This is a genomic window from Mycobacterium sp. Marseille-P9652, from assembly GCF_902652685.1.
Classification (GTDB): domain Bacteria; phylum Actinomycetota; class Actinomycetes; order Mycobacteriales; family Mycobacteriaceae; genus Mycobacterium.
Genome location: NZ_CACRUY010000014.1, coordinates 1 through 23,239, shown reverse-complemented (window position 1 = coordinate 23,239; position 23,239 = coordinate 1). Strand labels below are relative to the sequence as shown.

Annotated in this window: 22 protein-coding genes; 17 read left to right on the top strand and 5 right to left on the bottom strand. The window is 68.2% G+C overall.

Annotated features, from left to right (window positions below; all coding sequences use genetic code 11):
* The first annotated feature begins 5 nt into the window (after positions 1 to 5).
* The 3 genes from GPY60_RS10415 to GPY60_RS10405 are packed head-to-tail and all read left to right on the top strand — an operon-like array spanning position 6 to position 2,252.
* On the top strand, positions 6 to 1,313 hold the full coding sequence (locus tag GPY60_RS10415; RefSeq protein WP_156687587.1) for a hydroxyacid-oxoacid transhydrogenase: 1,308 nt from the start codon (positions 6 to 8) through the stop codon (positions 1,311 to 1,313).
* A gap of 4 nt (positions 1,314 to 1,317) precedes the next feature.
* On the top strand, positions 1,318 to 1,779 hold the full coding sequence (locus GPY60_RS10410) for an acyl-CoA thioesterase (protein WP_156687586.1): 462 nt from the start codon (positions 1,318 to 1,320) through the stop codon (positions 1,777 to 1,779).
* Positions 1,780 to 1,811: 32 nt separating this feature from the next.
* Positions 1,812 to 2,252: an SRPBCC family protein gene (locus GPY60_RS10405; protein WP_156687585.1), complete on the top strand. Its 441-nt coding sequence runs from the start codon at positions 1,812 to 1,814 to the stop codon at positions 2,250 to 2,252.
* Positions 2,253 to 2,324: 72 nt separating this feature from the next.
* Here the strand turns inward: GPY60_RS10405 and GPY60_RS10400 are convergent, their stop codons facing one another.
* Positions 2,325 to 3,011: a GntR family transcriptional regulator gene (locus GPY60_RS10400; RefSeq protein ID WP_197283624.1), complete on the bottom strand. Its 687-nt coding sequence runs from the start codon at positions 3,009 to 3,011 to the stop codon at positions 2,325 to 2,327.
* A 152-nt stretch (positions 3,012 to 3,163) separates the two neighbouring features.
* Here GPY60_RS10400 and fadD5 point away from each other — a divergent pair, with 152 nt between their 5' ends.
* The 14 genes from fadD5 to GPY60_RS10330 all read left to right on the top strand — a co-directional run bounded on the left by fadD5 (position 3,164) and on the right by GPY60_RS10330 (position 18,864).
* Positions 3,164 to 4,813, top strand: a complete 1,650-nt coding sequence (fadD5, locus tag GPY60_RS10395; RefSeq protein WP_156687584.1) for a fatty-acid--CoA ligase FadD5 — start codon at positions 3,164 to 3,166, stop codon at positions 4,811 to 4,813.
* Between the two features lie 212 nt (positions 4,814 to 5,025).
* Positions 5,026 to 5,841: an MlaE family ABC transporter permease gene (locus tag GPY60_RS10390; RefSeq protein ID WP_231639551.1), complete on the top strand. Its 816-nt coding sequence runs from the start codon at positions 5,026 to 5,028 to the stop codon at positions 5,839 to 5,841.
* A 1-nt stretch (position 5,842) separates the two neighbouring features.
* Positions 5,843 to 6,712 carry an MlaE family ABC transporter permease gene (locus GPY60_RS10385; RefSeq protein ID WP_156687582.1) on the top strand — a complete coding sequence of 290 codons (870 nt, stop codon included), beginning with the start codon at positions 5,843 to 5,845 and terminating at the stop codon, positions 6,710 to 6,712.
* Between the two features lie 4 nt (positions 6,713 to 6,716).
* On the top strand, positions 6,717 to 8,069 hold the full coding sequence (locus tag GPY60_RS10380) for an MCE family protein (protein ID WP_156687581.1): 1,353 nt from the start codon (positions 6,717 to 6,719) through the stop codon (positions 8,067 to 8,069).
* Complete coding sequence (locus GPY60_RS10375; protein ID WP_156687580.1) at positions 8,066 to 9,106, top strand: virulence factor Mce family protein; 1,041 nt, start codon at positions 8,066 to 8,068, stop codon at positions 9,104 to 9,106. Before GPY60_RS10380 ends, GPY60_RS10375 begins: the two co-directional genes overlap by 4 nt.
* Positions 9,103 to 10,695: a virulence factor Mce family protein gene (locus tag GPY60_RS10370; protein ID WP_156687579.1), complete on the top strand. Its 1,593-nt coding sequence runs from the start codon at positions 9,103 to 9,105 to the stop codon at positions 10,693 to 10,695. Before GPY60_RS10375 ends, GPY60_RS10370 begins: the two co-directional genes overlap by 4 nt.
* Entirely contained in the window at positions 10,692 to 12,329 is a 1,638-nt protein-coding gene (locus tag GPY60_RS10365; RefSeq protein WP_156687578.1) for a virulence factor Mce family protein, read from the top strand. The genes GPY60_RS10370 and GPY60_RS10365 overlap by 4 nt, the downstream gene beginning before the upstream one ends.
* Before the next feature lie 62 nt (positions 12,330 to 12,391).
* Positions 12,392 to 13,543 carry a virulence factor Mce family protein gene (locus tag GPY60_RS10360; RefSeq protein ID WP_156687577.1) on the top strand — a complete coding sequence of 384 codons (1,152 nt, stop codon included), beginning with the start codon at positions 12,392 to 12,394 and terminating at the stop codon, positions 13,541 to 13,543.
* A complete protein-coding gene (locus GPY60_RS10355; RefSeq protein WP_156687576.1) occupies positions 13,537 to 15,090 on the top strand; it encodes a virulence factor Mce family protein in 1,554 nt (517 codons plus the stop codon). Before GPY60_RS10360 ends, GPY60_RS10355 begins: the two co-directional genes overlap by 7 nt.
* On the top strand, positions 15,057 to 15,947 hold the full coding sequence (locus GPY60_RS10350; RefSeq protein WP_231639548.1) for an Mce protein: 891 nt from the start codon (positions 15,057 to 15,059) through the stop codon (positions 15,945 to 15,947). The genes GPY60_RS10355 and GPY60_RS10350 overlap by 34 nt, the downstream gene beginning before the upstream one ends.
* On the top strand, positions 15,944 to 16,915 hold the full coding sequence (locus GPY60_RS10345; protein ID WP_156687575.1) for an RDD family protein: 972 nt from the start codon (positions 15,944 to 15,946) through the stop codon (positions 16,913 to 16,915). Before GPY60_RS10350 ends, GPY60_RS10345 begins: the two co-directional genes overlap by 4 nt.
* Positions 16,912 to 17,466 carry a mammalian cell entry protein gene (locus GPY60_RS10340; RefSeq protein WP_156687574.1) on the top strand — a complete coding sequence of 185 codons (555 nt, stop codon included), beginning with the start codon at positions 16,912 to 16,914 and terminating at the stop codon, positions 17,464 to 17,466. Before GPY60_RS10345 ends, GPY60_RS10340 begins: the two co-directional genes overlap by 4 nt.
* Positions 17,433 to 18,170 carry a mammalian cell entry protein gene (locus GPY60_RS10335; protein WP_156687573.1) on the top strand — a complete coding sequence of 246 codons (738 nt, stop codon included), beginning with the start codon at positions 17,433 to 17,435 and terminating at the stop codon, positions 18,168 to 18,170. Before GPY60_RS10340 ends, GPY60_RS10335 begins: the two co-directional genes overlap by 34 nt.
* A 19-nt stretch (positions 18,171 to 18,189) precedes the next feature.
* Complete coding sequence (locus tag GPY60_RS10330; RefSeq protein ID WP_156687572.1) at positions 18,190 to 18,864, top strand: YoaK family protein; 675 nt, start codon at positions 18,190 to 18,192, stop codon at positions 18,862 to 18,864.
* Here the strand turns inward: GPY60_RS10330 and GPY60_RS10325 are convergent.
* From GPY60_RS10325 to GPY60_RS10310, 4 genes are all read right to left on the bottom strand, one after another.
* Entirely contained in the window at positions 18,861 to 19,979 is a 1,119-nt protein-coding gene (locus tag GPY60_RS10325) for a phosphodiester glycosidase family protein (protein WP_156687571.1), read from the bottom strand. The genes GPY60_RS10330 and GPY60_RS10325 overlap by 4 nt on opposite strands.
* Before the next feature lie 80 nt (positions 19,980 to 20,059).
* Positions 20,060 to 21,424, bottom strand: coding sequence for a YhgE/Pip domain-containing protein (locus GPY60_RS10320; protein WP_156687570.1), 1,365 nt, complete (start codon positions 21,422 to 21,424; stop codon positions 20,060 to 20,062).
* Positions 21,425 to 21,568: 144 nt separating this feature from the next.
* Positions 21,569 to 22,294, bottom strand: coding sequence for a pirin family protein (locus GPY60_RS10315; protein WP_231639553.1), 726 nt, complete (start codon positions 22,292 to 22,294; stop codon positions 21,569 to 21,571).
* On the bottom strand, positions 22,294 to 23,115 hold the full coding sequence (locus GPY60_RS10310) for a MarR family transcriptional regulator (RefSeq protein ID WP_156687665.1): 822 nt from the start codon (positions 23,113 to 23,115) through the stop codon (positions 22,294 to 22,296). The genes GPY60_RS10315 and GPY60_RS10310 overlap by 1 nt, the downstream gene beginning before the upstream one ends.
* Positions 23,116 to 23,239: the final 124 nt, after the last annotated feature.

Sequence of the window (23,239 nt, the reverse complement as noted above, 5' to 3'; positions counted from 1 at the left end):
GGCGCATGGCGTGCTGCGATTACCCGATTCCCTCGGAGGGCTGCGAAGGCGCCTTCACCGTCGACGCCTCGCGGGTGACGTTCGGACGCAACTGCCTGGCGGAGGTGGGTGACAGGGCGCGCGGCCACGGGATGCGCCGGGTGGCGTTGTTCTCCGATCGCGGCGTGGCCGCGCTGCCGATCTTCGCGAAGACGCGTGACGCGCTCGTCGCCGCCGGGATGGACGTCGTCGCCTACACCGACGTGCACGTCGAGCCCACCGACGCGTCCTTCCGGGACGCGGCCGGTTTCGCCCGTGAGCTCGGTCCCGACGGCTACGTGTCGCTGGGCGGGGGATCGGTGATCGACACGTGCAAGGCCGCCAATCTGTACGCGACGCATCCGGCGGACTTCTTGACGTACGTCAATGCGCCCGTCGGCGACGGCAAACCGGTCCCCGGCCCGCTCAAGCCGCACATCGCATGCCCCACCACGGCCGGCACCGGCAGCGAGGTGACCGGCATCGCGATCTTCGACCTGCTGTCGCTGTCGGCGAAGACGGGCATCGCCTCTCGCTCGTTGCGGCCCACCGAGGCGCTCGTCGACCCCGACTGCACGGCGAGTCTGCCGCCAGGCGTCGTCGCCGCGGCCGGCCTCGATGTGCTGTCCCACGCCCTGGAGTCCTTCACCGCGCGGCCCTACGTCCGCCGGCCCGCGCCCGAACGGCCGACCCTGCGCCCGATGAGCCAGGGCGCCAATCCGTGGAGCGACCTGGGCTGCCGCGAGGCGTTGCGCGTGCTGGGGCAAAACCTGGAACGGGCGGTGGGAGACGCCGCCGACGGCGAGGCCCGCGAGCAGATGATGTGGGCCGCAACGCTTGCCGGCATCGCGTTCGGCAACGCGGGGGTGCACGCGCCGCACGGCATGGCCTACGCGGTGGCCGGACTGGTTCGTGACTTCCGCCCCGCGGGTTACCCGGACGACGAGCCGCTGGTGCCCCACGGCATGGCGGTCATCCTCAACGCGCCCTCGTCGTTCCGGTTCACCGCCGAGGCCAGCCCCGAACGGCACCTCGAGGGCGCCCTGCTGCTGGGAGCCGACGCGCGCGGCGCCGGGCCCGAGGACGCGGGCGAGGTGCTGGCCGCCGAACTGATCCGCATCATGCGGGCGGTCGGCATGCCGAACGGCCTCAGCGGGGTCGGGTACGGCGACGACGACGTGACGGCCCTGACGGAGGGCGCCCACCCTCAGCAGCGCCTGCTGCAGAACGCGCCGCGCGAGATGAGCAAACCCGTTCTGGCGGACCTGTTCCGGCACGCCATGCGGTACTGGTAGACGCATGACCTCTGTGGTTCCGCCCGCGCCCGACGGGCTGACGAGCGACGACTTCCCGGTGCTGTGGCCGGTGGGAACCCGGTGGGCCGACAACGACATGTTCGGCCACCTCAACAACGCCGTCTACTACCAGCTGTTCGACACCGCGATCAACGCCTGGATCAACACCAGCACCGGGCTCGACCCGATCACCGCGCCGGCGCTGGGCATCGACGCCGAGTCCGGCTGTCGCTACTTCTCCGAACTGCACTTCCCGGAGGCACTCGTGATTGGGCTGGCGGTCACCCGGCTGGGCCGCAGCAGCGTCACCTATCGCCTGGGCGTCCTGCGGGCGGGTTCGAAGCCGCAACCGGTCACCGCGCTGGGCCATTGGGTGCACGTCTACGTCGACCGGACCAGCCGCAAGTCCGTCCCCATCCCGGACCCCATCCGCGCGCTGCTGTCGACGGCCGTTGTGGGGCAATAAGTTCCTGCGGGGCAATAACTTAAGGTTGGCGAATGCCAGTTCTGAGCAAGACCGTCGAGGTCGGTGCCGACGCCGCATCGATCATGGCAATCGTCGCCGACTTCGAGGCCTACCCGCAGTGGAACCAGGAGGTCCAGGGACTGTGGGTGCTGGCCCGCTACGACGACGGGCGGCCCAGCCAGCTGCGCCTGGATGCGGACTACCAGGGGATGAAGGCCACCTTCATCCAGGCCGTGTACTACCCGGGGGAGAACCAGATACAGACCGTGCTGCAGCAAGGTGATCTCTTCACCAAGCAGGAGCAGCTGTTCAGCGTCGTGGAGACCGGCGCGTCGAGCCTGCTGACGGTGGACATGGACGTCGAGACCTCCATGCCGATCCCGGCCCCGATGGTGAAGCAGCTCGCCGGCAACGTCCTCGACCACCTCGCGGAGAACCTCAAGCAGCGCGCCGAGCAGCTCTCCGGCAACTAGCCGGCTTGGCCTCGAACGTGGAGGCGTTGTCGGCTTGAGGCGCGTTCGTGCGCAACAAGTCGACGTTCGCCGCTAGATCCCCATCCGCCCGCGCATCTCGGTCAGCCGGTTGGCCGCGTCGGTGAACTGCCAGACGGTGTGGTCGATCACCGCGGCGGCGTCGCGCCGGCGCAACGCGGCGATCACCTGCCGGTGGTTGTTCACCGCGGCGTCACCCCACTGCTGGTCGGCGGCGTACACCAGCACCGGCATGTAGCGCGCCGCGTTGAGCAGGAACCAGGCCAGCTTTATCCGGCCGCTGGCCTGATTGAAGACCCGGTGAAACGCGAACTCGATGCCGGCGATCGTCTCGGCGTCGCCGGAACCGACCGCCGCCGCCAGCGCGTCGTTGATGCGCTCGAGCTCGTTGACCTGGGCGTCGGTGATGTTCTCCGTGGCCGCGGCGGCCAGTTCCCGCGCGATGGTGGCCTGCAGCCAGAAGATGTCCTGGATGTCCTGCGCCGTCAGAGGCAACACGACGTGACCGCGGTGCGGCTCCAGCTGGACCATGCCCTCGCCGCGCAGCTTCAGCAGCGCCTCGCGCACCGGCGTGATGCTGACCCCGAGCTCGGCCGCGGTCTCATCGAGCCGGACGAACGTCCCCGGGCGCAGCGTCCCGGACATGATCGCCGCCCGAAGACGTCCCGCCACCTCGTCGGACAACTGCGCCCGGCGCAGTGGTCGACGCCTCCTCGGCTGCGTCGATATCGGTGCGTTCACGTCGGCTGCCTGGGCTTTCCGGGGCGAGGCGGTGGCTTGGGCCGGGTCTTGTCAGGTGGCCTTTTAAGCCATAGTGTGACCCAGACAACACCAAGTTTTATCAAATATCAACCTGGCGCAAGCGGTGCGTGAGTGAAGGGGAGGGGTTGGCGTTGACCGCGCAACTGGCCGGCCACCTGGCGCAGGGCTCGCGTGCGAGCCAGCAGCTGTACCGCGCCCGCCGGCAGAACTGGGTCAACCAGCTCGAGCGCCACGCGGTCATGCAACCGGACGCGACCGCGCTGCGGTTCCTGGGCAACACCCTGACGTGGGCCGGTATGCAGCGCCGGGTCGCCGCGCTGGCCGACGCGCTGAGCCGCCGCGGGGTCGGCTTCGGCGACCGGGTCATGATCCTGATGCTCAACCGGCCCGAGTTCATCGAGTCCGTCCTGGCCGTCAACATGCTCGGGGCGATCGCGGTCCCGCTGAACTTCCGGCTCACCGCGTCCGAGATCGCGTTCCTGGCCGAGGACTGCGAGGCCCGCACGATGATCACCGAATCGGTGCTGGCGCCGGTGGCGCTCGGGGTCCGCGAGATCCAGCCCATCCTGGGCACGATCGCCGTCGCCGGGGGCTCGACCGACGACCGCGTGCTGGGCTACGAGGACCTGGTCGACGAGCCCGGTGACTCGCACGAGCCGGTCGACATCCCCAACGACTCGCCGGCGCTCATCATGTACACGTCCGGCACCACCGGCCGCCCGAAAGGCGCGGTGCTGACCCACGCCAACCTGACCGGGCAGACCATGACCGGGCTCTACACCAACGGCGCCGACGTCAACAGCGACGTCGGCTTCATCGGCGTCCCGTTCTTCCACATCGCCGGGATCGGCAACATGCTGACCGGCCTGACGCTCGGCACCCCCACGGTGATCTACCCGCTGGGCGCGTTCGACCCCGGCCAGCTGCTCGACGTCCTCGCGGCCGAGAAGGTCACCGGCATCTTCCTGGTCCCCGCCCAGTGGCAGGCGGTCTGCGCCGAACAGCGCGCCCGCCCCCGCGACCTGCGGTTGCGGGTGATGTCCTGGGGGGCGGCGCCGGCGCCCGACGCGCTGCTGCGCGAGATGTCGGCGACGTTCCCGGGGACGCAGATCCTGGCGGCGTTCGGGCAGACCGAGATGTCGCCGGTGACCTGCATGCTCCTCGGGGAGGACGCCATCCGTAAGCGCGGGTCGGTGGGCAAGGTGATCCCCACCGTCGCCGCGCGCGTCGTCGACGAGAACATGAACGACGTTCCCGTCGGCGAGGTCGGCGAAATCGTCTATCGCGCGCCCACATTGATGAGCGGCTACTGGAACAACCCGGAGGCGACGGCGGAGGCCTTCGCCGGTGGCTGGTTCCACTCGGGAGACCTCGTCCGCATGGACGACGAGGGCTACGTCTGGGTGGTCGACCGCAAGAAGGACATGATCATCTCCGGCGGCGAGAACATCTACTGCGCGGAGGTCGAGAACGTGCTCGCCGGCCATCCCGGCATCGTCGAGGTGGCCGTCATCGGCCGCGCCCACGAGAAGTGGGGGGAGGTGCCGATCGCGGTCGCGGCCGTCACCGACGCCGAGTTGCGGCTGGAGCACCTGGCCGATTTCCTGGCCGAGCGACTGGCCCGCTACAAGCACCCCAAAGCGCTCGAGATCGTCGACGCCCTGCCCCGAAACCCCTCCGGGAAGGTGCTCAAAACTGAGCTGCGGATCCGTTACGGGGCCGCGCAAATGCTCGAAACACGTTCCGGTGCAGAGGGTTCCACGACCAGCGAGGGGGGTTGACGGGACCTGTAACGTTTGCCGGTTGTTGACGAAGGGTTAATTGTGCGGATGCAGTTCACACGTGAGAAGCCATCGGGTACATTCCTGTGGTCGCCGTTACTACCTGCGAGTAGGGAGCCGATGGTCACACACGTAGGGCCGGGGAGAGGTGGCGTGCGACACGATCCGTCCCGGCGCCTGAAGGCGGCCGGCGCCGGTGCAAGGGGGGAATGGTGAGTTCAACGTCGACGAGTCGGCAGGGCCCCCATTTGGTGGGTTATCTGCGCGATCAACTCGAGACGCCGCTCACCCTCATCGGCGGTTTCTTCCGGATGTGCGTCCTGACGGGGCGGGCCCTGTTCCGCTGGCCGTTCCAGTGGCGGGAGTTCATCCAGCAGTGCTGGTTCATCATGCGGGTGGCGTTCCTGCCGACCATCATGGTCTCGATCCCGCTGACCGTGCTGCTCATCTTCACGCTCAACGTGCTGCTGGCCCAGTTCGGCGCCGCCGACCTGTCGGGCGCGGGCGCGGCCATCGGCGCGGTGACCCAGCTCGGCCCGCTGACCACGGTGCTGGTGGTCGCCGGCGCCGGATCCACGGCGATCTGCGCGGACCTGGGCGCCCGCACCATCCGCGAGGAGATCGACGCGATGGAGGTGCTCGGCATCGACCCGATCCACCGCCTGGTGGTCCCCCGGGTCATCGCCGCGACCCTGGTCGCCACGCTGCTCAACGGCCTGGTCATCACCGTCGGCCTGGTGGGCGGCTACCTGTTCGGGGTGTACCTGCAAAACGTCTCCGGCGGCGCGTATCTGGCCACCCTGACCACCATCACCGGTCTCCCCGAGGTCGTCATCGCCACCGTCAAGGCGGCGATATTCGGGCTGATCGCCGGGCTGGTCGGCTGCTTCCGCGGGCTCACGGTGCGCGGCGGTTCGAAGGGGCTGGGAACCGCGGTGAACGAGACCGTCGTGCTCTGTGTGGTCGCGCTGTACGCCGTGAACGTGGTGCTGACCACGATCGGCGTGCGGTTCGGGACGGGACGCTGACATGTCGACCGCTGCCGTCCTGCGCTCCCGATTCCCCCGGGCAGTAGAAAGGGTCAACCACTATGGCGGTGCGGTGGTCCGCGCGGTCGACGACATCGGGCAGATGGCCTGGTTCGGCGTCGTCTCCGTCGGCAACATGCCGCACGCCCTGCGCAACTACCGCAAGGAGACGCTGCGGCTGATCGCCCAGATCGGCATGGGCACCGGCGCGATGGCGGTGATCGGCGGCACGGTCGCGATCGTCGGCTTCGTGACCCTGTCGGGCAGCTCGCTGGTGGCGATCCAGGGGTTCGCGTCGCTGGGCAACATCGGCGTCGAAGCGTTCACCGGGTTCTTCGCCGCACTGATCAACGTGCGCATCGCCGCCCCGGTGGTCACCGGCATCGCGATGGCCGCCACCGTCGGAGCGGGCGCCACCGCCGAATTGGGAGCCATGCGAATCAGCGAGGAGATCGACGCCCTGGAAGTGATGGGCGTCAAGTCGATCTCGTTCCTCGCGAGCACGCGCATCATGGCCGGGCTGGTGGTGATCATCCCGCTCTACGCGCTGGCCATGATCATGTCGTTCCTGTCGCCGCAGATCACCACGACCGTGCTGTACGGCCAGTCCAACGGCACGTACGAGCACTACTTCCGGACGTTCCTGCGTCCCGACGACGTGTTCTGGTCCTTCCTGGAGGCCATCATCATCACGGCGGTGGTGATGATCAGTCACTGCTTCTACGGCTACAACGCCGGAGGCGGTCCCGTCGGCGTCGGCGAGGGCGTCGGCCGGTCCATGCGTTTCTCCCTCGTTTCCGTCCAGGTTGTGGTGCTGGCCGCCGCGTTGGCGCTCTACGGCGTCAACCCGAACTTCGCGCTGACGGTGTAACGCCATGTCATCCCCGATCAAGGTCAACGCCCCCCGCAATCCGCCGTACAAGCTGGCCGGCGTCGCCCTGCTGGTGGTCCTGGTCATCGCCGCGGTCCTCGTCTTCGAGCAGTTCCGCGGAAACTTCACGCCCAAGACCAAGCTCACGATGGTCGCGTCGCGGGCCGGGCTCGTCATGGACCCGGGCTCGAAGGTCACCTACAACGGGGTGGAGATCGGCCGGGTGGCCGACATCTCCGAGACGGTGCGTGACGGCAAGCCGGCCGCCAAGTTCAGCCTCGACGTGTACCCGCGCTACCTCTCCCTCATCCCGGCCAACGTCAACGCCGACATCAAGGCGACCACCGTGTTCGGCGGCAAGTACGTCTCGTTGACGACGCCGAGGGACGCGCAGGGCAACATCATCGCCAAGGGGCGGCTCAACCCGCAGACCACCATCGTCGCGAACTCGGTGACGACGGAGATCAATACGCTGTTCCAGACCATCACCTCGATCGCGGAGAAGGTCGACCCGGTCAAGCTCAACCTGACGCTCAGCGGTGCCGCGCAGGCGCTCAACGGGCTCGGTGAGAAGACCGGGCAGTCGATCGAAAACGCCAACGCCATCCTCGACGACGTCAACCCGCAGATGCCCCAGGCGCGCCACGACATTCAGGCCCTGGCCGCGCTGGGCGACACCTACGCGAACGCCGCCCCGGACCTGATCGAATTCCTCAACGACGCGGTCGTCACCGCCAGGACCATCAACCGTCAGCAGAAGGACCTCGACCAGGCGCTGCTGTCGGCGGCCGGCTTCGGCAACACGGGCGCCGACATCTTCGAGCGCGGCGGCCCGTACCTGGCGCGCGGCTCGGAGGACCTGGTGCCGTCGGCCCAACTCCTCGACACCTACAGCCCGGCCATCTACTGCACCATCCGCAACTATCACGACATCGAGCCCAAGGCCGCCTCGTTCCTCGGCGGCAATGGCTACTCGCTGAACAGCCACACCCAGGCGCTGTCGGGGCTGGGGCTGCTGCTGAACCCGGTGTCGGCGATCACGCTCATCGGCCTCATCGGGATCTTCGCGCTGCCCACCCAGGGGCTCTCGTCCCTGGGCAACATCGCCACCCTGATCGGTGGGGCACCCAACCCGTACACCTATCCGGAGAACCTGCCGCGGGTGAACGCGCGCGGCGGCCCGGGCGGTGCGCCCGGATGCTGGCAGCCGATCACCCACGATCTGTGGCCCGCGCCCGAGTTGGTGATGGACACCGCCAACAGCATCGCGCCGTACAACCACCTGGACACCGGTTCGCCGTATGCGATCGAGTACGTCTGGGGTCGCCAGGTAGGGGATAACACGATCAACCCATGAAAATCACCGGTACCATCATCCGTCTCAGCATCTTCTCGCTGGTGCTGCTGGTCTTCACTGTGATGATCATCGTGGTGTTCGGCCAGATGCGTTTCCAGCGCACCTATAAGTACGCCGCCGAGTTCACCAGCATCAGCGGCCTGCGCTCGGGCCAGTTCGTTCGCGCGTCGGGTGTGGAGATCGGGAAGGTCAGTTCGGTCGACGTCGTCGACAACGGCCGACGGGCCCGCGTGGAGTTCACCGTCGACCGCGGGGTGCCGCTGTACCAATCGACGACGGCGCAGATCCGCTACCTGGACCTGATCGGCAACCGGTACCTGGAGCTGAAGCGCGGTGAGGGCGAGGGGGCCGACAAGGTCCTGCCGCCCGGCGGTTTCATCCCCGTCTCGCGCACCTCGCCGGCGCTCGACCTCGACGCGCTGATCGGCGGCTTCAAGCCGCTGTTCCGGGCGCTGGACCCGCAGAAGGTGAACACCATCGCCACGGCGCTGATCACGGTGTTCCAGGGTCAGGGCGGAACCATCAACGACATCCTCGACCAGACCGCGCAGCTGACCAACCAACTCGGCGAGCGTGACCAGGCGATCGGCGAGGTGGTCAAGAACCTCAACACCGTGCTGGACACCACGGTCCGGCACCGGCAGCAGTTCGATCAGACCGTCAACAACCTCGAGGTGCTGATCACCGGGCTCAACGACCACCGCGACCAGCTGGCCGGTGGGACCGCCCACATCAGCAACGCCGCCGGCACGGTCGCCGACCTGCTGGCCGAGGACCGCGGCCTGCTGCACAAGACCATCAACTACCTGGACGCCATCCAGCAGCCGCTGATCGACCAGCAGGACCAGCTGCAGGACTACCTCAAGAAGGTGCCGAGCGCGCTGAACATGATCGGGCGGGCCATCGGCTCCTACGGCGACTTCGTGAACTTCTACTCGTGCGACATCACGCTCAAGATCAACGGGCTGCAACCCGGCGGCCCCGTCCGCACGGTCCGGCTCTTCTCGCAGCCGACGGGTAGGTGCACGCCGCAATGAGGACGCTGGAACCCCCCAACCGGATGCGCATCGGCCTGATGGGCATCCTGGTCACGCTGCTGGTCATCGGTGTCGGGCAGAGCATCACGAGTGTCCCGATGCTCACCGCCAAGCCCGAGTACTACGGCCAGTTCACCGACACCGGCGGCATCAGCACCGGCGACAAGGTGCGCATCGCCGGCGTCGACGTCGGCAAGGTGGAAAGCCTGAAGATCGACGGCGACCACATCCTGGTCAAGTTCAACATCGGCACCCAGAAGATCGGCACCGAGAGCCGGCTGGCGATCAAGACCGACACCATCCTGGGCAAGAAGATCCTCGATGTGGAGGCGCGGGGCAACCAGATCCTGCGGCCCGGCAGCACCCTGCCGATCGGCCAGAGCACCACCCCGTACCAGATCTACGACGCGTTCTTCGACGCCACCAAGGCCGCGTCCGGGTGGGACATCGACACCGTCAAGCAGTCGCTGCACGTGCTGTCGGAGACGATCGACCAGACCTATCCGCACCTGAGCTCCGCGCTGGACGGGGTGGCCAAGTTCTCCGACACGATCGGCAAGCGTGACGAGCAGATCAAGCACCTGCTGGCGCAGGCCAACCAGGTGGCGAGCGTCCTCGGTGACCGGAGCAACCAGGTCGACCGGTTGCTCGTCCACGCGAACACGCTGCTGGCCGCGTTCGACGAACGCGGGCGTGCCATCGACGCGCTGCTGGCCAACGTCGCCGCGTTCTCCGAGCAGGTGAAGGGCTTCATCAACGACAACCCGAACCTCAACCACGTGCTCGAGCAGCTGCGCACCGTCAGCGACATCCTGGTGCAGCGCAAGGAAGACGTGGCCACGGGGCTCACCGAGGTCGGCAAGTTCCTGCCGTCGCTGAACGAGGCCATCGCGTCGGGACCGTACTTCAAGGTCGTGCTGCACAACATCGCGCCGTATCAGATCATCCAGCCGTTCGTGGACGCCGCCTTCAAGAAGCGCGGCATCGACCCCGAGAACTTCTGGCGCAGCGCCGGGCTTCCCGAGTTCCGGTGGCCCGACCCCAACGGCACCCGGTTCCCCAACGGGGCCCCGCCCCCGGCACCGCCGGTGCTCGAGGGCACGCCGGACCACCCAGGACCGGCCGTTCCGCCAGGGTCGCCGTGCTCCTACACCCCGGCCAACCCGGGCGGGAACGTCACCGTGGGCGACGAGGGTCTGCCTCGGCCGTGGAACCCGCTGCCGTGCCTCGGGACGAACATCGGCCCGTTCGGTGGCCCCGGCTTCCCCGCGCCGACCGACATCTTGTCGTCGCCGCCGCAGCCGGGCGGCCTGCCGCCCACGCCGGGCATCCCGATCGCGGGTCGCCCGGGTGACCCGCCGCCGGACGTGCCGGGCACCCCGGTGCCGCTGCCCACCCAGGCGCCGCCGGGTGCGCGCACCGAGAACCTCGAACCGGCCGGCCCGACGCCGCCGCCGTCGACGTTCGCGCCCGCTCTGCCGCCGGGGCCGCCGGCCCCGCCCGGACCCGGCAACCAGTTGCCGGCGCCGTTCATCAACCCGGGCGGAACCGGGGGCAGCGGTGCAGCGGGAGGGGGTAGCCAGAATTGAGCACCATCTTTGACATCCGCAACCTGCGGCTGCCCAGGCTATCCCGGGCGACCATCATCATCGGGACGCTGGTGGTGGTCCTGGCGCTAGTGCTGGGATTCGTCGGCTGGCGGCTGTATCAGAAGCTGACCAACAACACGGTGGTGGCGTACTTCCCGGCGGCCAACGCCCTGTATCCGGGCGACAAGGTCCAGATCATGGGGCTGCGGGTGGGCGCGATCGACAAGATCGAGCCGTCCGGCGACAAGATGAAGGTCACCTTCCACTACGAGAACAAGTACAAGGTGCCGGCCAACGCGTCGGCGGTGATCCTCAACCCGACCCTGGTGGCATCGCGCGCCATCCAGCTGGAGCCCACCTACAAAGGCGGTCCGGTGCTCGCCGACAACGCGGTGATTCCCGAGGAACGCACTCAGGTGCCGGTCGAGTGGGACCAGCTGCGCAACAGCATCACCAACATCATCTCCAAGCTCGGCCCCACCTGCCCGCAGGAGTCGGGGGCGGGCTGCACGACATTGCAGCGCGAGGGGCCCTTCGGTGAGGTCCTCGACTCGTTCGCCAACGGACTGGCGGGCAAGGGCAAGCAAATCAACACCACGCTGAGCAACCTGTCGCAGGCGGTGACCGCGCTCAACGAGGGCCGCGGCGACTTCTTCGCGGTGCTCAAGAGCCTGGCGCTGTTCGTGAACGCGCTGCACCAGGACGATCAGCAGTTCGTGTCGCTGAACGAGAACCTGGCTTCGGTCACCACGCGGCTGGCGCACAACGACACGGACCTGGCAAACGCGGTTCAGCAGTTCGACAGCCTGCTGTCCACGGTTCGCCCGTTCCTGGACAAGAACCGCGAGGTGCTGACGCACGACATCAACAACCTGGCGACGGCGACGAACGCGCTGTTGCAGCCGGATCCGCTGAACGGGCTCGAGACGGCTTTGCACGTGCTGCCAACGGCCGCGTCGAACATCAACCAGATCTATCACCCGTCGCACGGCTCGGTGGTCGCCATTCCGGCGATCACGAACTTCGCGAACCCGATGCAGTTCATCTGCAGCGCGATCCAGGCGGGCAGCCGCGCCGGATACCAGGAGTCCGCCGAGCTGTGCGCGCAGTACCTCGGGCCGATCCTCGACGCGATCAAGTTCAACTACCTGCCGTTCGGGTTGAACATCGCGAGCACCTCCGAGACCCTGCCCAAGGAAGTCGCCTACTCCGAGCCGCGGCTGCAGCCGCCGAACGGATACAAGGACACGACCGTCCCGGGCATCTGGTCGCCGGACACGCCGACGTCGCACCGCAACACGCAGAAGGGGTGGATCGTCGCCCCCGGCATGCAGGGCCAGCAGGTCGGGCCGATCACGCAGGGGCTCATGACGCCGGACTCGCTGGCAGAACTCATGGGAGGCCCCAACATCGCACCCGTCCAGTCGACGTTGCAGACCCCGCCGGGGCCGCCGAACGCCTATGACGAGAACCCGATCGTTCCGCCGATCGGCCTGAACGCTCCGGTGCCGATCCAGCCGCCGCCGCCCGGCCCCGAGGTGGCGCCGGGACCGGTCGCACCGACGCCCGCGCCGGTGGCGGCGCCGGCGCCGAATGCCGGCGGGCCGGCTAACAACGCGGGGGCGGGCCAGTGAGGGGCGCGACGAGCGCGGGACGCGCGAGGAGCAACCCGAACCGAGGGCCAGTGATCCGGTTGATGCCTATCGTTCGCCGCCGCGTGTGGCAGGGGTCGGTGCTGGCGATGGCCGCCCTGGTGCTGAGTTCCTGTGGGTGGAAGGGCATCTCGAACGTGCCCATCCCGGGCGGTCCTGGGAGCGGTTCGGGCGCCATGACCATCTACGTGCAAATGCCGGACACGCTCGCGATCAACGGCAACAGCAAGGTGATGGTCGCCGACGTCTTCGTCGGGTCGATCAAGAAGATCGAGCTGAAGAACTGGATCGCCACCCTGACGCTGGGCGTGCAGAAGGACCTCAAGCTGCCCAAGAATGCGTTGGCCAGCATTGGTCAGACCTCGCTGCTGGGTTCGCAGCACGTCGAGCTCGCGTCGCCGCCGAACCCCTCTCAGGAGTTGCTGAAGAACGGCGACACGATCCCGCTGAAGAACTCGAAGGCGTTCCCCACCACCGAGCAGACGCTGGCCAGCCTGTCGTTGGTCTTGCGGGGCGGCGGCATCCCGAACCTCGAGGTGCTGCAGAACGAGGTCTTCAACATCTTCAACGGGCGGGGCGAGAAGATCCGCGCCTTCCTGAACAAGCTGGACACCTTCACCGACCAGCTCAACCAGCAGCGCGACGACATCACCCACGCGATCGACTCGACCAACCGGCTGCTGGCCTACGTGGGCAACCGCGCCGACGTGCTGGACCGGGCGCTCACCGACCTCCCGCCGCTGATCAAGCATTTCGCCGACACCAAGCCTCTGTTGATCAACGCCGTGGACTCGGTGGGCCGGCTCAGCCAGGCCGCCGACCAGTACCTGTCGGAGGCCCGCGGGCCCCTGCACACCGACCTGCAGGCGCTGCAGTGCCCGCTGAAGGAACTCGGCCGCGCCTCGCCGGACCTGATCGGCGCGCTGAAGCTGATCCTGACGCAGCCGTTCGACATCGACACCGTGCCGAAGATCTTCAGGGGTGACTACATCAACATCTCGCTCACGCTCGACGTGACGTGGAGCGCCATCGACAACGCGTTCCTCACCGGCACGGGAATGTCGGGGGCCCTGCGCGCCCTCGAGCAGTCCTACGGGCGTGACCCGGAGACGATGATCCCCGACGTCCGCTACACGCCGAACCCGAATGACGCGCCCGGCGGACCGCTCGTGGAAAGGGGGGACAGGAATTGCTGACTCCCTTTGTCCGACGCCAGTTGATCATCTTCGGGATCATGACGGTGGTCTCGATCCTGGTGCTCGGCGTCTACTACCTGCAGATCCCGAGCCTGATCGGGATCGGCCGCTACGAGCTGAAGGCGAAGCTGCCGGCGTCGGGCGGGCTGTACCCGACGGCCAACGTGACCTATCGGGGCATCACCATCGGCAAGGTCACCGACGTCGAGCCCACCGAGGGTGGCGCCGAGGCGACGATGAGCATCGACAGCCGCTACAAGATTCCCGTCGACGCGACGGCGAACGTCCACTCAGTGTCGGCGGTCGGTGAGCAGTACCTCGACCTGGAGTCGACCGGGAACCCCGGCAAGGTCCTCTCGCCGGGGCAGACCATCACCAAGGGCACCGTCCCGAGTGAGATCGGGCCGGCCCTGGACACGGCGAACCGGGGCCTCTCCGCGCTCCCGAAGGAAAAGATCGGGCAACTGCTCGACGAGACGGCTCAGGCCGTCGGGGGTCTGGGCCCGGCGCTGCAACGGCTGGTCGACGGGACGCAGCAGATCGTCGGCAACTTCAAGACCAACATCAACGACGTCAACGACCTCATCCAGCACTCCGGGCCGATCCTGGACAGCCAGGTGAATTCGGGCAGCGCGATCGAGCGCTGGGCGCGGAACCTGAACGTGTTGGCGGCCCAGACGGCCCAGAACGACCAGCACGTGCGGAGCATCCTGTCGCAGGCCGCCCCGACGGCCGACCAGGTCAACGAGGTGTTCAACGACGTCCGCGACTCCCTGCCGCAGACGCTGGCCAACCTCGAGGTGGTGTTCGACCTGCTCAAGCGCTACCACACCGGTTTCGAGCAGGTCCTGGTGTTCCTGCCGCAGGGTGCGTCGATCGCGCAGACCGTCGCCGCGCCCTTCCCGAACATGGCCGCGCTGGACCTGGCGTTGTCGATCAACCACCCGCCGCCGTGCCTGACCGGCTTCATCCCGGCGTCGGAATGGCGGTCGCCCGCGGACACCAGCATGCAACCGCTGCCGTCCGGGACGTACTGCAAGATCCCGATGGACACGCCGGCGAACAGCGTGCGCGGGTCGCGCAACATTCCGTGCACCGATATCCCGGGCAAGCGAGCGGCCACGCCCAGGGAATGCCGCGATCCCAACCCGTACGTTCCGGCCGGGACCAACCCCTGGTACGGCGACCCGAACCAGATCCTGACCTGCCCCGCGCCCGCGGCGCGCTGCGACCAGCCGGTGAAGCCCGGCCTCGTGATCCCGGCGCCGTCGGTCGACAACGGGCTGAACCCCGCGCCGTCGGACCGCGTGTCGGGGACGCCCCCGCCGGTCAGCGACCCGTTGTCGCGGCCGGGATCGGGTACGGTCCAGTGCAACGGTCAGCAGCCCAATCCGTGTGTCTACACTCCGAGCGGGCCTCCAGCGGCGATGTACAGTCCTCAGAGCGGTGAACTGGTAGGGCCCGATGGGGTCAAGTACTCCGTCGAAAACTCGACCAAAACAGGAGACGACGGATGGAAGGAGATGCTGGCACCAACAGCCGGCTGAACCCCCCACCAATGCCGACGAATCGTCGTCTGCGCAGGCGCAACCGAACATTCAAGGCGGGCAATAACGAGTCGGAGGCGGTCGCGGACGAGACCGCTACCCCCGCCGGTTCCGAGGTGACGACCGAGGATTCGCCAGAATCCGAGGGAGGAACCGAGCCGACTGCCCCAGCGGTGACGACCGAGGATTCGGCAGAATCGCCGGAGGCCGAGAAGCCAGCCGAGCCGACGACGCCCGAGGTGGCGTCCGAGGATTCACAAGAATCCGAGGAGCCTGCCGAGCCTGCCGGCGAGGCCGAGGACGGTGCCGTCGCCGAGGAGCCGGAGGAGTCGTCGGCCGCCGCGGGCATCGAGCGCCGGCCGTCGCGATTGGGTCGCGGCTGGAAGGTGGCCATCGCCGTGGCGCTCGTGTTGTGCGCCGGCGGGATCGGCTTCGGCGGCTACCGCGCCCTGGTCTCCCATAAGGACGCGCAAGCGATCGCGCGCAATGACGCGGAGGCGCTCAAGGCGGCGGTGGACTGCGTCTCGGCGACCCAGGCCCCGGACACCAACGCCATGGCGGCCAGCGAGCGAAAGATCATCGATTGCGGCACGGACGCTTTCCGCTCGCAGGCCCTGCTCTACACCGGCATGATCGTGCAGGCCTATCAGGCCGCGAACGTCCACGTCCAGGTTGCCGACGTGCGGGCGGCGGTGGAGCGCAACAATAGTGACGGATCCGTCGATGTGCTTGTCGCGCTTCGGGTCAAGGTGGACAGCGCGCAGCAGCAGAACGAAACCGGCTATCGACTGCGGGTGAAGATGGCTCTCGCAGAAGGGCAGTATCGGATATCGAAGCTCGACCAGGTGACGAAGTGACCGTGGTGGTCGAGGAGACTCAGACCACCGCCGTCCCCGAGTCAGCACCGAATGCATTGGCGCCGTGGCACGTTCGTGCGGGCGCCTTGGCGGTGGACGTGCTGCCCGGTGTCGCGGTGGTCGCCACGTCGGCGTTGGTGGCGTTGAGCCTGCCCCAGCACCCGGTGTGGTGGTGGGTGAGCGTGTCGATCGGCGGACTGACCATCCTGCTGATGCTGGTGAATCGGCTGCTGCTGCCGACGGTCACGGGCTGGAGCCTGGGCCGAGCGCTTTTCGGCGTCTCGGTGGTGCGGCACGACGGCTCGGTCCCGGCCCCGTGGTGGCTGTTGCTCCGGGACCTGGCCCACCTGCTCGACACCTTGTCGGTCGTGGGATGGCTTTGGCCGCTGTGGGATTCGCAGCGCCGCACGTTCGCCGACATGCTGTTGGGCACCGAGGCGCGGCGCGTCGGGCCGGACGCCGAGCGCCCCGACGCCCGGCGGTGGACCCTGGTGGCGGTCGCGAGCGCCACGGCGTTGTGCCTCGGTGGGGCCGCCGTCAGTTTCCTGGTGGTGTACTCCTACGACCGGGACACCCAGCACACCAAGGCCGAGATCGCGGTCCAGGGACCCAAGATCGTCGCCCAGATGCTGACCTACGACCCGAAGTCGCTGGCCGACGACTTCGCGCGCGCACGCTCGCTGGCCACCGACAAGTACCGCAGCCAACTGGCGACCCAGCAGGACGTGGTGCAGAAGGGCAACCCGGTCATCAACGAGTACTGGCCGATCAACAGCTCGATCCTAACGGCCGGGCCGGACCGGGCGACGATGCTGGTGTTCCTGCAGGGCCGGCGAGGGTCCGCTCCCGACGAGCGCTACATCACCGCCACCGTCCGCGTCGCCTTCCTCCAGGGCGGGGACCACCACTGGCGCGTCGACGACCTGGCCGTATTGACCAAGCCGAAGCCCCCCGGGAACGGGAAATGAGCCCCCGCCGCAAGATTCAGCCCGGCGAGGAGCCGCTGCTCGTCGAGCGGGAAGTCCCGCCGCGGCTATCGCCGGTGCTGCCGGCCGCCGCCACGGTCGCCGCGGTGCTGATGGCGGCGGCCATCACGGTGTGCGCCCTCGTCCTCGTCTCCCATAAGTCGCGCGAGCGCGCGGAGTCCAAGGAACTCGCCGCGGTCACTTATGTCAGCGGGTTCATGGTCCAGTTCACGTCCATCGACCCGTTCCACGCCAACGAATACGTGGAGCGGGTGTTGGCGCAGGCGACCGGCGACTTCGCCAAGCAGTACCGCGAGAAGGAGAACGAGATCCTGCTTCAGATCGCCCGTGCCGAACCGGCGACCGGAGCCGTGCTGGGCGCGGGGGTGGAACGATGGAACGACGACGGCAGCGTCAACGTCATCGTGGCGACGGCCGTCACCTCCAAGTCGCCGGATGAGAAGCAGGTTGTGGAGAACACCAATCGTTGGACGGCAACCGCCACGCAGGAAGGGAAGCAGTGGAAGATCAGCAACCTGCAGCAGGTGATCTGACCGCCGACGCGGCCACCGACGAAGCGGCCGAGACGGCCACCGACGAAGCGGCCACCGACGAAACGCCCGAAGCGGCCCGCGACGAAGCGGCCGAAGCGGCCGAAGGCGAGGCCGGTGAGCCGGACGAGGCGGACTCCGGTCAGCAAGCCGACGTGAGCGACAAGGCCGTCACGCGCCGCCGGCGGCCCCTGGCCGGTAAGTGGCTCGGCGTCGCCGTGGTGCTGGCCGCCGTGCTCTTCGTCGGGTCGGCCGCGTTCGCCGGCGCGACCATGCAGCCGTACCTGGCCGACCGCGCCACCGCCGCAACGAAGATGCTCGTGGCCCGGACCGCGGCGAACGCGATCACGACGCTGTGGACCTACACGCCGGAAAACATGGACGGACTGGCCGACCGGGCGTCGGCCTATCTCAGCGGCGACTTCGAGGCCCAGTACCGCAAATTCGTCGACCAGATCGTCGCCCCCAACAAGCAGGCCAAGGTGAGCAACAGCACCGAAGTCACCGGCGCGGCGGTCGAATCGCTCGACGACCCGAACGCGGTGGTCATCGTCTACACCAACACCTCGTCGACCAGCCCGCTGACCAAGAACATCCCGTCGCTCAAGTACTTGTCCTACCGGTTGTTCATGAAGCGCAATCACGGCCGCTGGCTGGTGACCAGGATGACGACCATCACCTCGCTGGACCTGACGCCGCACGTCTAGCCGAAAGGCGTTGCCGCGCATGGCCGTATCGTCGCCGGTCTCCGAGCGATCGACCGTCGCGGCGTTGTTGCTGCTGACGTTCGCCACCGGGCTCGCCGACTCGATCAGCATCCTGGTGCTGGGCCACGTGTTCGTCGCCAACATGACCGGCAACGTGATCTTCCTCGGCTTCTGGCTCGCGCCGAGAACCAGCATCGACCTGACCGCGGTGGTGGTGGCCCTGCCGACCTTTGTCTGCACGACCATCGTCAGCGGCCGGTTGGCGCGCCATTTCGACCAACGCACGCGATCGTGGATCTGTACCGTCCTGACGACGGAAGTCGTTCTACTGCTTGCGCTTTCGGGGTTAGCCGGCGCGGGCGTCCTGCACTATCACGACAACACCAAGTTGATCACCATCGGCGTTCTGGCCGTGACGTTCGGCCTGCAGCATTCGAGCGCCCGCCAGTTCGGCATCCAGGAATTGTCCACGACGGTCCTCACGTCGACGATCGTCAGCCTCGGTCTGGACAGCCGCCTGGCCGGTGGCACCGGCAACCGCCAGAGGCTGCGCGTCACGGTGGTGGTGACGATGTGCGCCGGCGCGTTCCTGGGTGCGACGATGTCGCGATTCTTCGTCGCGCCGGTGTTCGCGGTGACGGCCGCGGTGATCGCGGTCAGCCTGCTGATCTTTCGCTTCGGACCGCCGAACTAGTTGAACGCCAACCAGCTTGGCAGCGCCCGCTCGTGGGAGTCGCAGAGGACCTGCCGGGTGTCGCACGATCCCCGCGGGGAGCCGGCGCCGGCCCACATGCCGCCGGTGTCGCGGCGCAGCACGATGGCCGACGAGCCGCCGCCGTCGAGGAGCACGGCGGTGTCGCTGCCCAGGCCGCGGAAGAGGTCCTGCATGTTGTCGGGTGTGTAGCTCCCGCCCTCGAAGATGTACATCTCGTCCTTCTGCCGCGCGTAGGCCAGCGCGGTGCGCGCCGCGCTGGGGCCGCTGTCGCGCAGTTGCCCGGTGTTGCCAGGCGCGAGCAGGCCGATCCCCGACACCGCGACGAACCTCTCGTTCTTGTTGAGCAGGTCCTGGACGACGGGAGTGGCGGCGTCATAGTCCTGTTTTGTCCTGGGCCACACCATGTATGGGGCACCGCCCGCCGGCAGGATCATCGTCGACAGGACACTCCAGCTCTCGCCGCCGCCGGAGAGTCCCTGCTTGCCGGGGTAGGCGACGGTGCCGGTGACCGCCTGGTTGGCCCGGCCCTGCCCGTGGGTGTTGTCGACGAACGCCCCGAGCGGTGAGCTGCAGCCGGTTTGGCGCCAGGAGCCGCCCTTCTGCCCGCGCACGTCGAAGAAATTCGCGTTGATCGCGATCGTCGGTTCGCCCATGCGCTGCCACGCCTGCAGCGGTGCGTAGACCTCGGACGCCTGCCACAGTCCCTCGCCGGTGCGGGCGCCGGGATTGTTCTCGCAGCGGGCCTGATCGCCCTGGTGGGTGTCGACGAGTAGGTGCGGTGCGAGCCGTCCGGCCGCGTTCTTGATGATCATGAGGTGACCGCCGTTGTCCATCTCGTACCAACTGCCGGCGGCGTTGAGCATCGGCGCGGGGTGCCCGGGCCCGAAGTTGTAGACGAGGTAGGAACCCTTGGTGCCGTTGATGGCGCTGGCGAGCAGGTCACGCCCGTCGGCGGCGTGTGCGACGGGCTGCCCGGTGGTGATCGGCAGCGCCGCGCAGGCGACGGCGGCGGCCACCGTCGCGCAGCGGGCGGCCAGCCGGCGCCAGCTCGCGCGTGGGGTCAGCACGGTAGCCCTTTCGGCCCTGATATGGATGCAACATAAGAAGCATCAGTCACATTCGTCACAGCTGTCAAGTAGCGTAACGACGGGGTGACGTTTCGGCTGCGGCCGAATTACGTTTGTTCGCTTGAGCTTTCGAGCTCGCGATCGCTCCGGCTGGCCTGGTACTGCGCCTGGTGTTCTTTCGCGATCGCCATGGCGACGGCCCCGGGTATCCGGTGGAAGCCCTTGCGGTCGTAGAGGTGCGTGACGATGCCGCCGAACAGCAGGCCGATCACCAGGCCGATAGCCGTCAGCGTCAGCGCCTGCGCCAAGCCGGTGCCCGCACCGCCGTCGAGATAGACCAGCGACCGGACGCCGAGGAACACCTGATGCATCGGCTCGAATTCGGCCAACCAGCGGAATAGCGACGGCGTCGCCTCGATGGGGACGGTCGCCCCGGCCGACGGCAGCCCGAGGATCACGAAGATGAGCATGCTGACCAGCAGGCCCAACGACCCCAGCACCGACAGGATGGAGCTGGACGTGACGCCGACGGCCGCGATCGCGAAGACACCGTAGGCCCATAGCTGCCAGCCCAGCGGGATCGGCATCCCCAGCCCGTGCGCGATTGCGAGATAGGTCGCCGACGTCAGCAGCGCCAGCAGCACCATCATCGCCCACTTGACCAGCAACGTCTGGAAACGCGAAATCCTGACCTGCTCGGCGAGGCGGTAGACCGGGCCGAATTCGGCGGGCACGTAGCCGAGCAAGGCGTCCACCAGCGTGCTGACGACCACGCTGCCCGTGAAGCCCGCGAGCAACAGCAGCAGCGCGTAATAGAAGGCCGAGAGCCCGTTGCCCGTGCCGTTCGGCAGCGGCTTGTAGACGGTGGACTTCACGTCGATGGGGTTGGCGATCCCCAGCTGGGAGGCGCCGGTCAGCGGCGCACCGCCGGTCTGCGCGGACACCTCCGCCGTAAGTCGTTGCCCCACTCGGCTGTTGGCGACCGTCATGGCCTGGGTGAGGGTCTGGCCGGCGATGCTGGCGCCGAGCGTGCCGGCGCGCGGGTTGGTGGCGATCGTGATGGGGGGACGGTCGGCGTGCGTGGGCGCGACGGCGCTCTCGCCGAACTCCCGCAGCCGCGACGAGAAGGTCGGCGGGATCACCGCCTCGCCGTAGACCTGGGCACGGTCCATCAGCAGCTGCGCCTCGTCATGCGAGACGACGCGGACGTCAAACTTGTTCTTGTCCAACCCCGCAACGAGGCCGTCGACGATCTGGCCGCCGGTCGGCCCGGCGTCCTCGTTGACCACGGCGATGGGGAAGTGCCGCAGGTTGGTCATCGGGTTGAGGATGCCGCCGAGGTACAGCGCACACAGCGCCGACATGAGGGCCAGCGTGATGGCCAGCGGGGCCGCCCAGAACCGTACGGTGCGTATTGCCTTGACATTCCGGTCCGGGTTCGGCGCCGCGTGCCGCGGCTGCGATCGAGACATGCGGGCTCCTGTCTGTCGTGCCCACTCTATGCAATGGCTTCCGCGTGGCGCCCCGCCGCGTCGCGCGTCGTCGAAAGTGAAACCTTGGCGGCGACACGCCGAGGAGGGCCGCCAGGATGTCACGCTGGACGGTGTCTGGGCGCGCTAGTCGCCGAGCCTGGCGTGCATCTCCCAGACCAGCAGTTCGGCGGGCCCGGTCGCCGTGACGCGCGCACCGCCGGCGTCGGTGAACCGAACGGCGTCGCCGTCGCGCAGCTCACCGCCCCCCTCCAGGGTGGCCCCGCCCCGGGCCGCGAACAGGTGCAGGTACGGCGCGTCGGGCAGGGTCACCGCGTCGCCGGGCCGCAGCCGCGCCGCGTGCAGCGCCGCCCCGCCGTTGTGCAGCGTGATGGCCGCGTCGTGCCGGGGAATGCCGGAGGCGACGGTCGCGAGCTTGCCGTCCAACTCGCGCTCGTCGATGTCGTGCTGTTGATAGCTCGGCGCGATGCCGGCGGCGTCGGGTAGGACCCACATCTGCACGAAATGCACCGCCTCGGTCGCCGAGTCGTTCTGCTCCGAGTGCAGGATCCCGCTGCCCGCCGACATACGCTGCGCCAGGCCGGGATAGACCACGCCGGAGTTGCCGGCCGAGTCCCGATGGGTGAGCGCGCCGCTCAGCACCCAGGTCACGATCTCCATGTCGCGGTGGGGGTGCGTCCCGAATCCCGCGGCGGGCTGGACAATGTCGTCGTTGTTGACCATCAGCACCCCGAAGTGGGTGTTGTCCGGTTCGTAGTGGTCGCCGAACGAGAAGGAGTGCCGGGATTGCAGCCAGGGCGTCGTGGTCACGGCCCGGTCGGCCGCGCGCCTGATCTCGACAGCCATGGGGATCAGCGTAGGTCAGCGAGCAGTGCCCGGGCGTGGCTGAGGGTGGCGTCCAGGGTGGCCAGGGTCAATCCAGTGGGTCGGCCCAGGTGGATCTCGATCTGGTATTCCGGTTGCCCGTCGTGACCGAAGATCGGCAGGACGACGAATTCCGTTGACTCGAGCTCGGTTTCGAGCACGTCGGTGACCGAGCGCAGGGTCACCATCGTCATCAGGGCGGTGAGCCGGCGGGTCACCTGCGCCGTCGGTTCCAGCGATGCCAGCACCTCGGAGAGCCGGTGGTGCAGCGAACGGTGGGTGTCATCGAAGCGCCACGCGCCGTACCCGCGGGCGCGGATGTCGGCCAGCACCCGCCGATGCTCGGCGACCTCGACGCGCGTCAGCCGCGGCATCACCCCGTGCAGCCACGCCTGCACGGAATCGTCGTCGCGCCAGGCCATGGCCACCAGGCCGAAGGGCGGGTCGATGGGGAAGCGCTGCCCGACGGCGTGTTCGCCGTCGGTGCCGTGGCCGACCGCGTCGACGGTGGTGAGGTGCCGAACGCCGATCCGCGACATCGAGCACCCGGCGCCCAGCGCGTCGTGCAGGTGGCGCAGCGCGGCGCGTCCGCGGTCGAGCAGCGGGAACTGCTCCCGCAGCCCGTGTACCAGGCCGAACAGGCCGCTGCCGAGCACGTAGCGGCGATCGTCGCGCCGCGCCACCCACGCCCTGCCGTCCAGTTCGGCCAGGATGAGCGCGCACGTCGAGGTGCTGATCCCGCAGGCCTTGGCCAATTCGGCCGAGGTCCGTCCCCGCGGTGAAGCGGCCAGCGCGGCAAGGACGTCCATCACGCGGGCGGTCGGCGGTGACTTGGCGGTTGACGGGGCCACGGCCCGCTCCTTACGCTCGTCCAAATATCAAGGCAATACTTCCTAATAATAGGAGACATTGTGCTCAAGGTGGGGGTGTGGG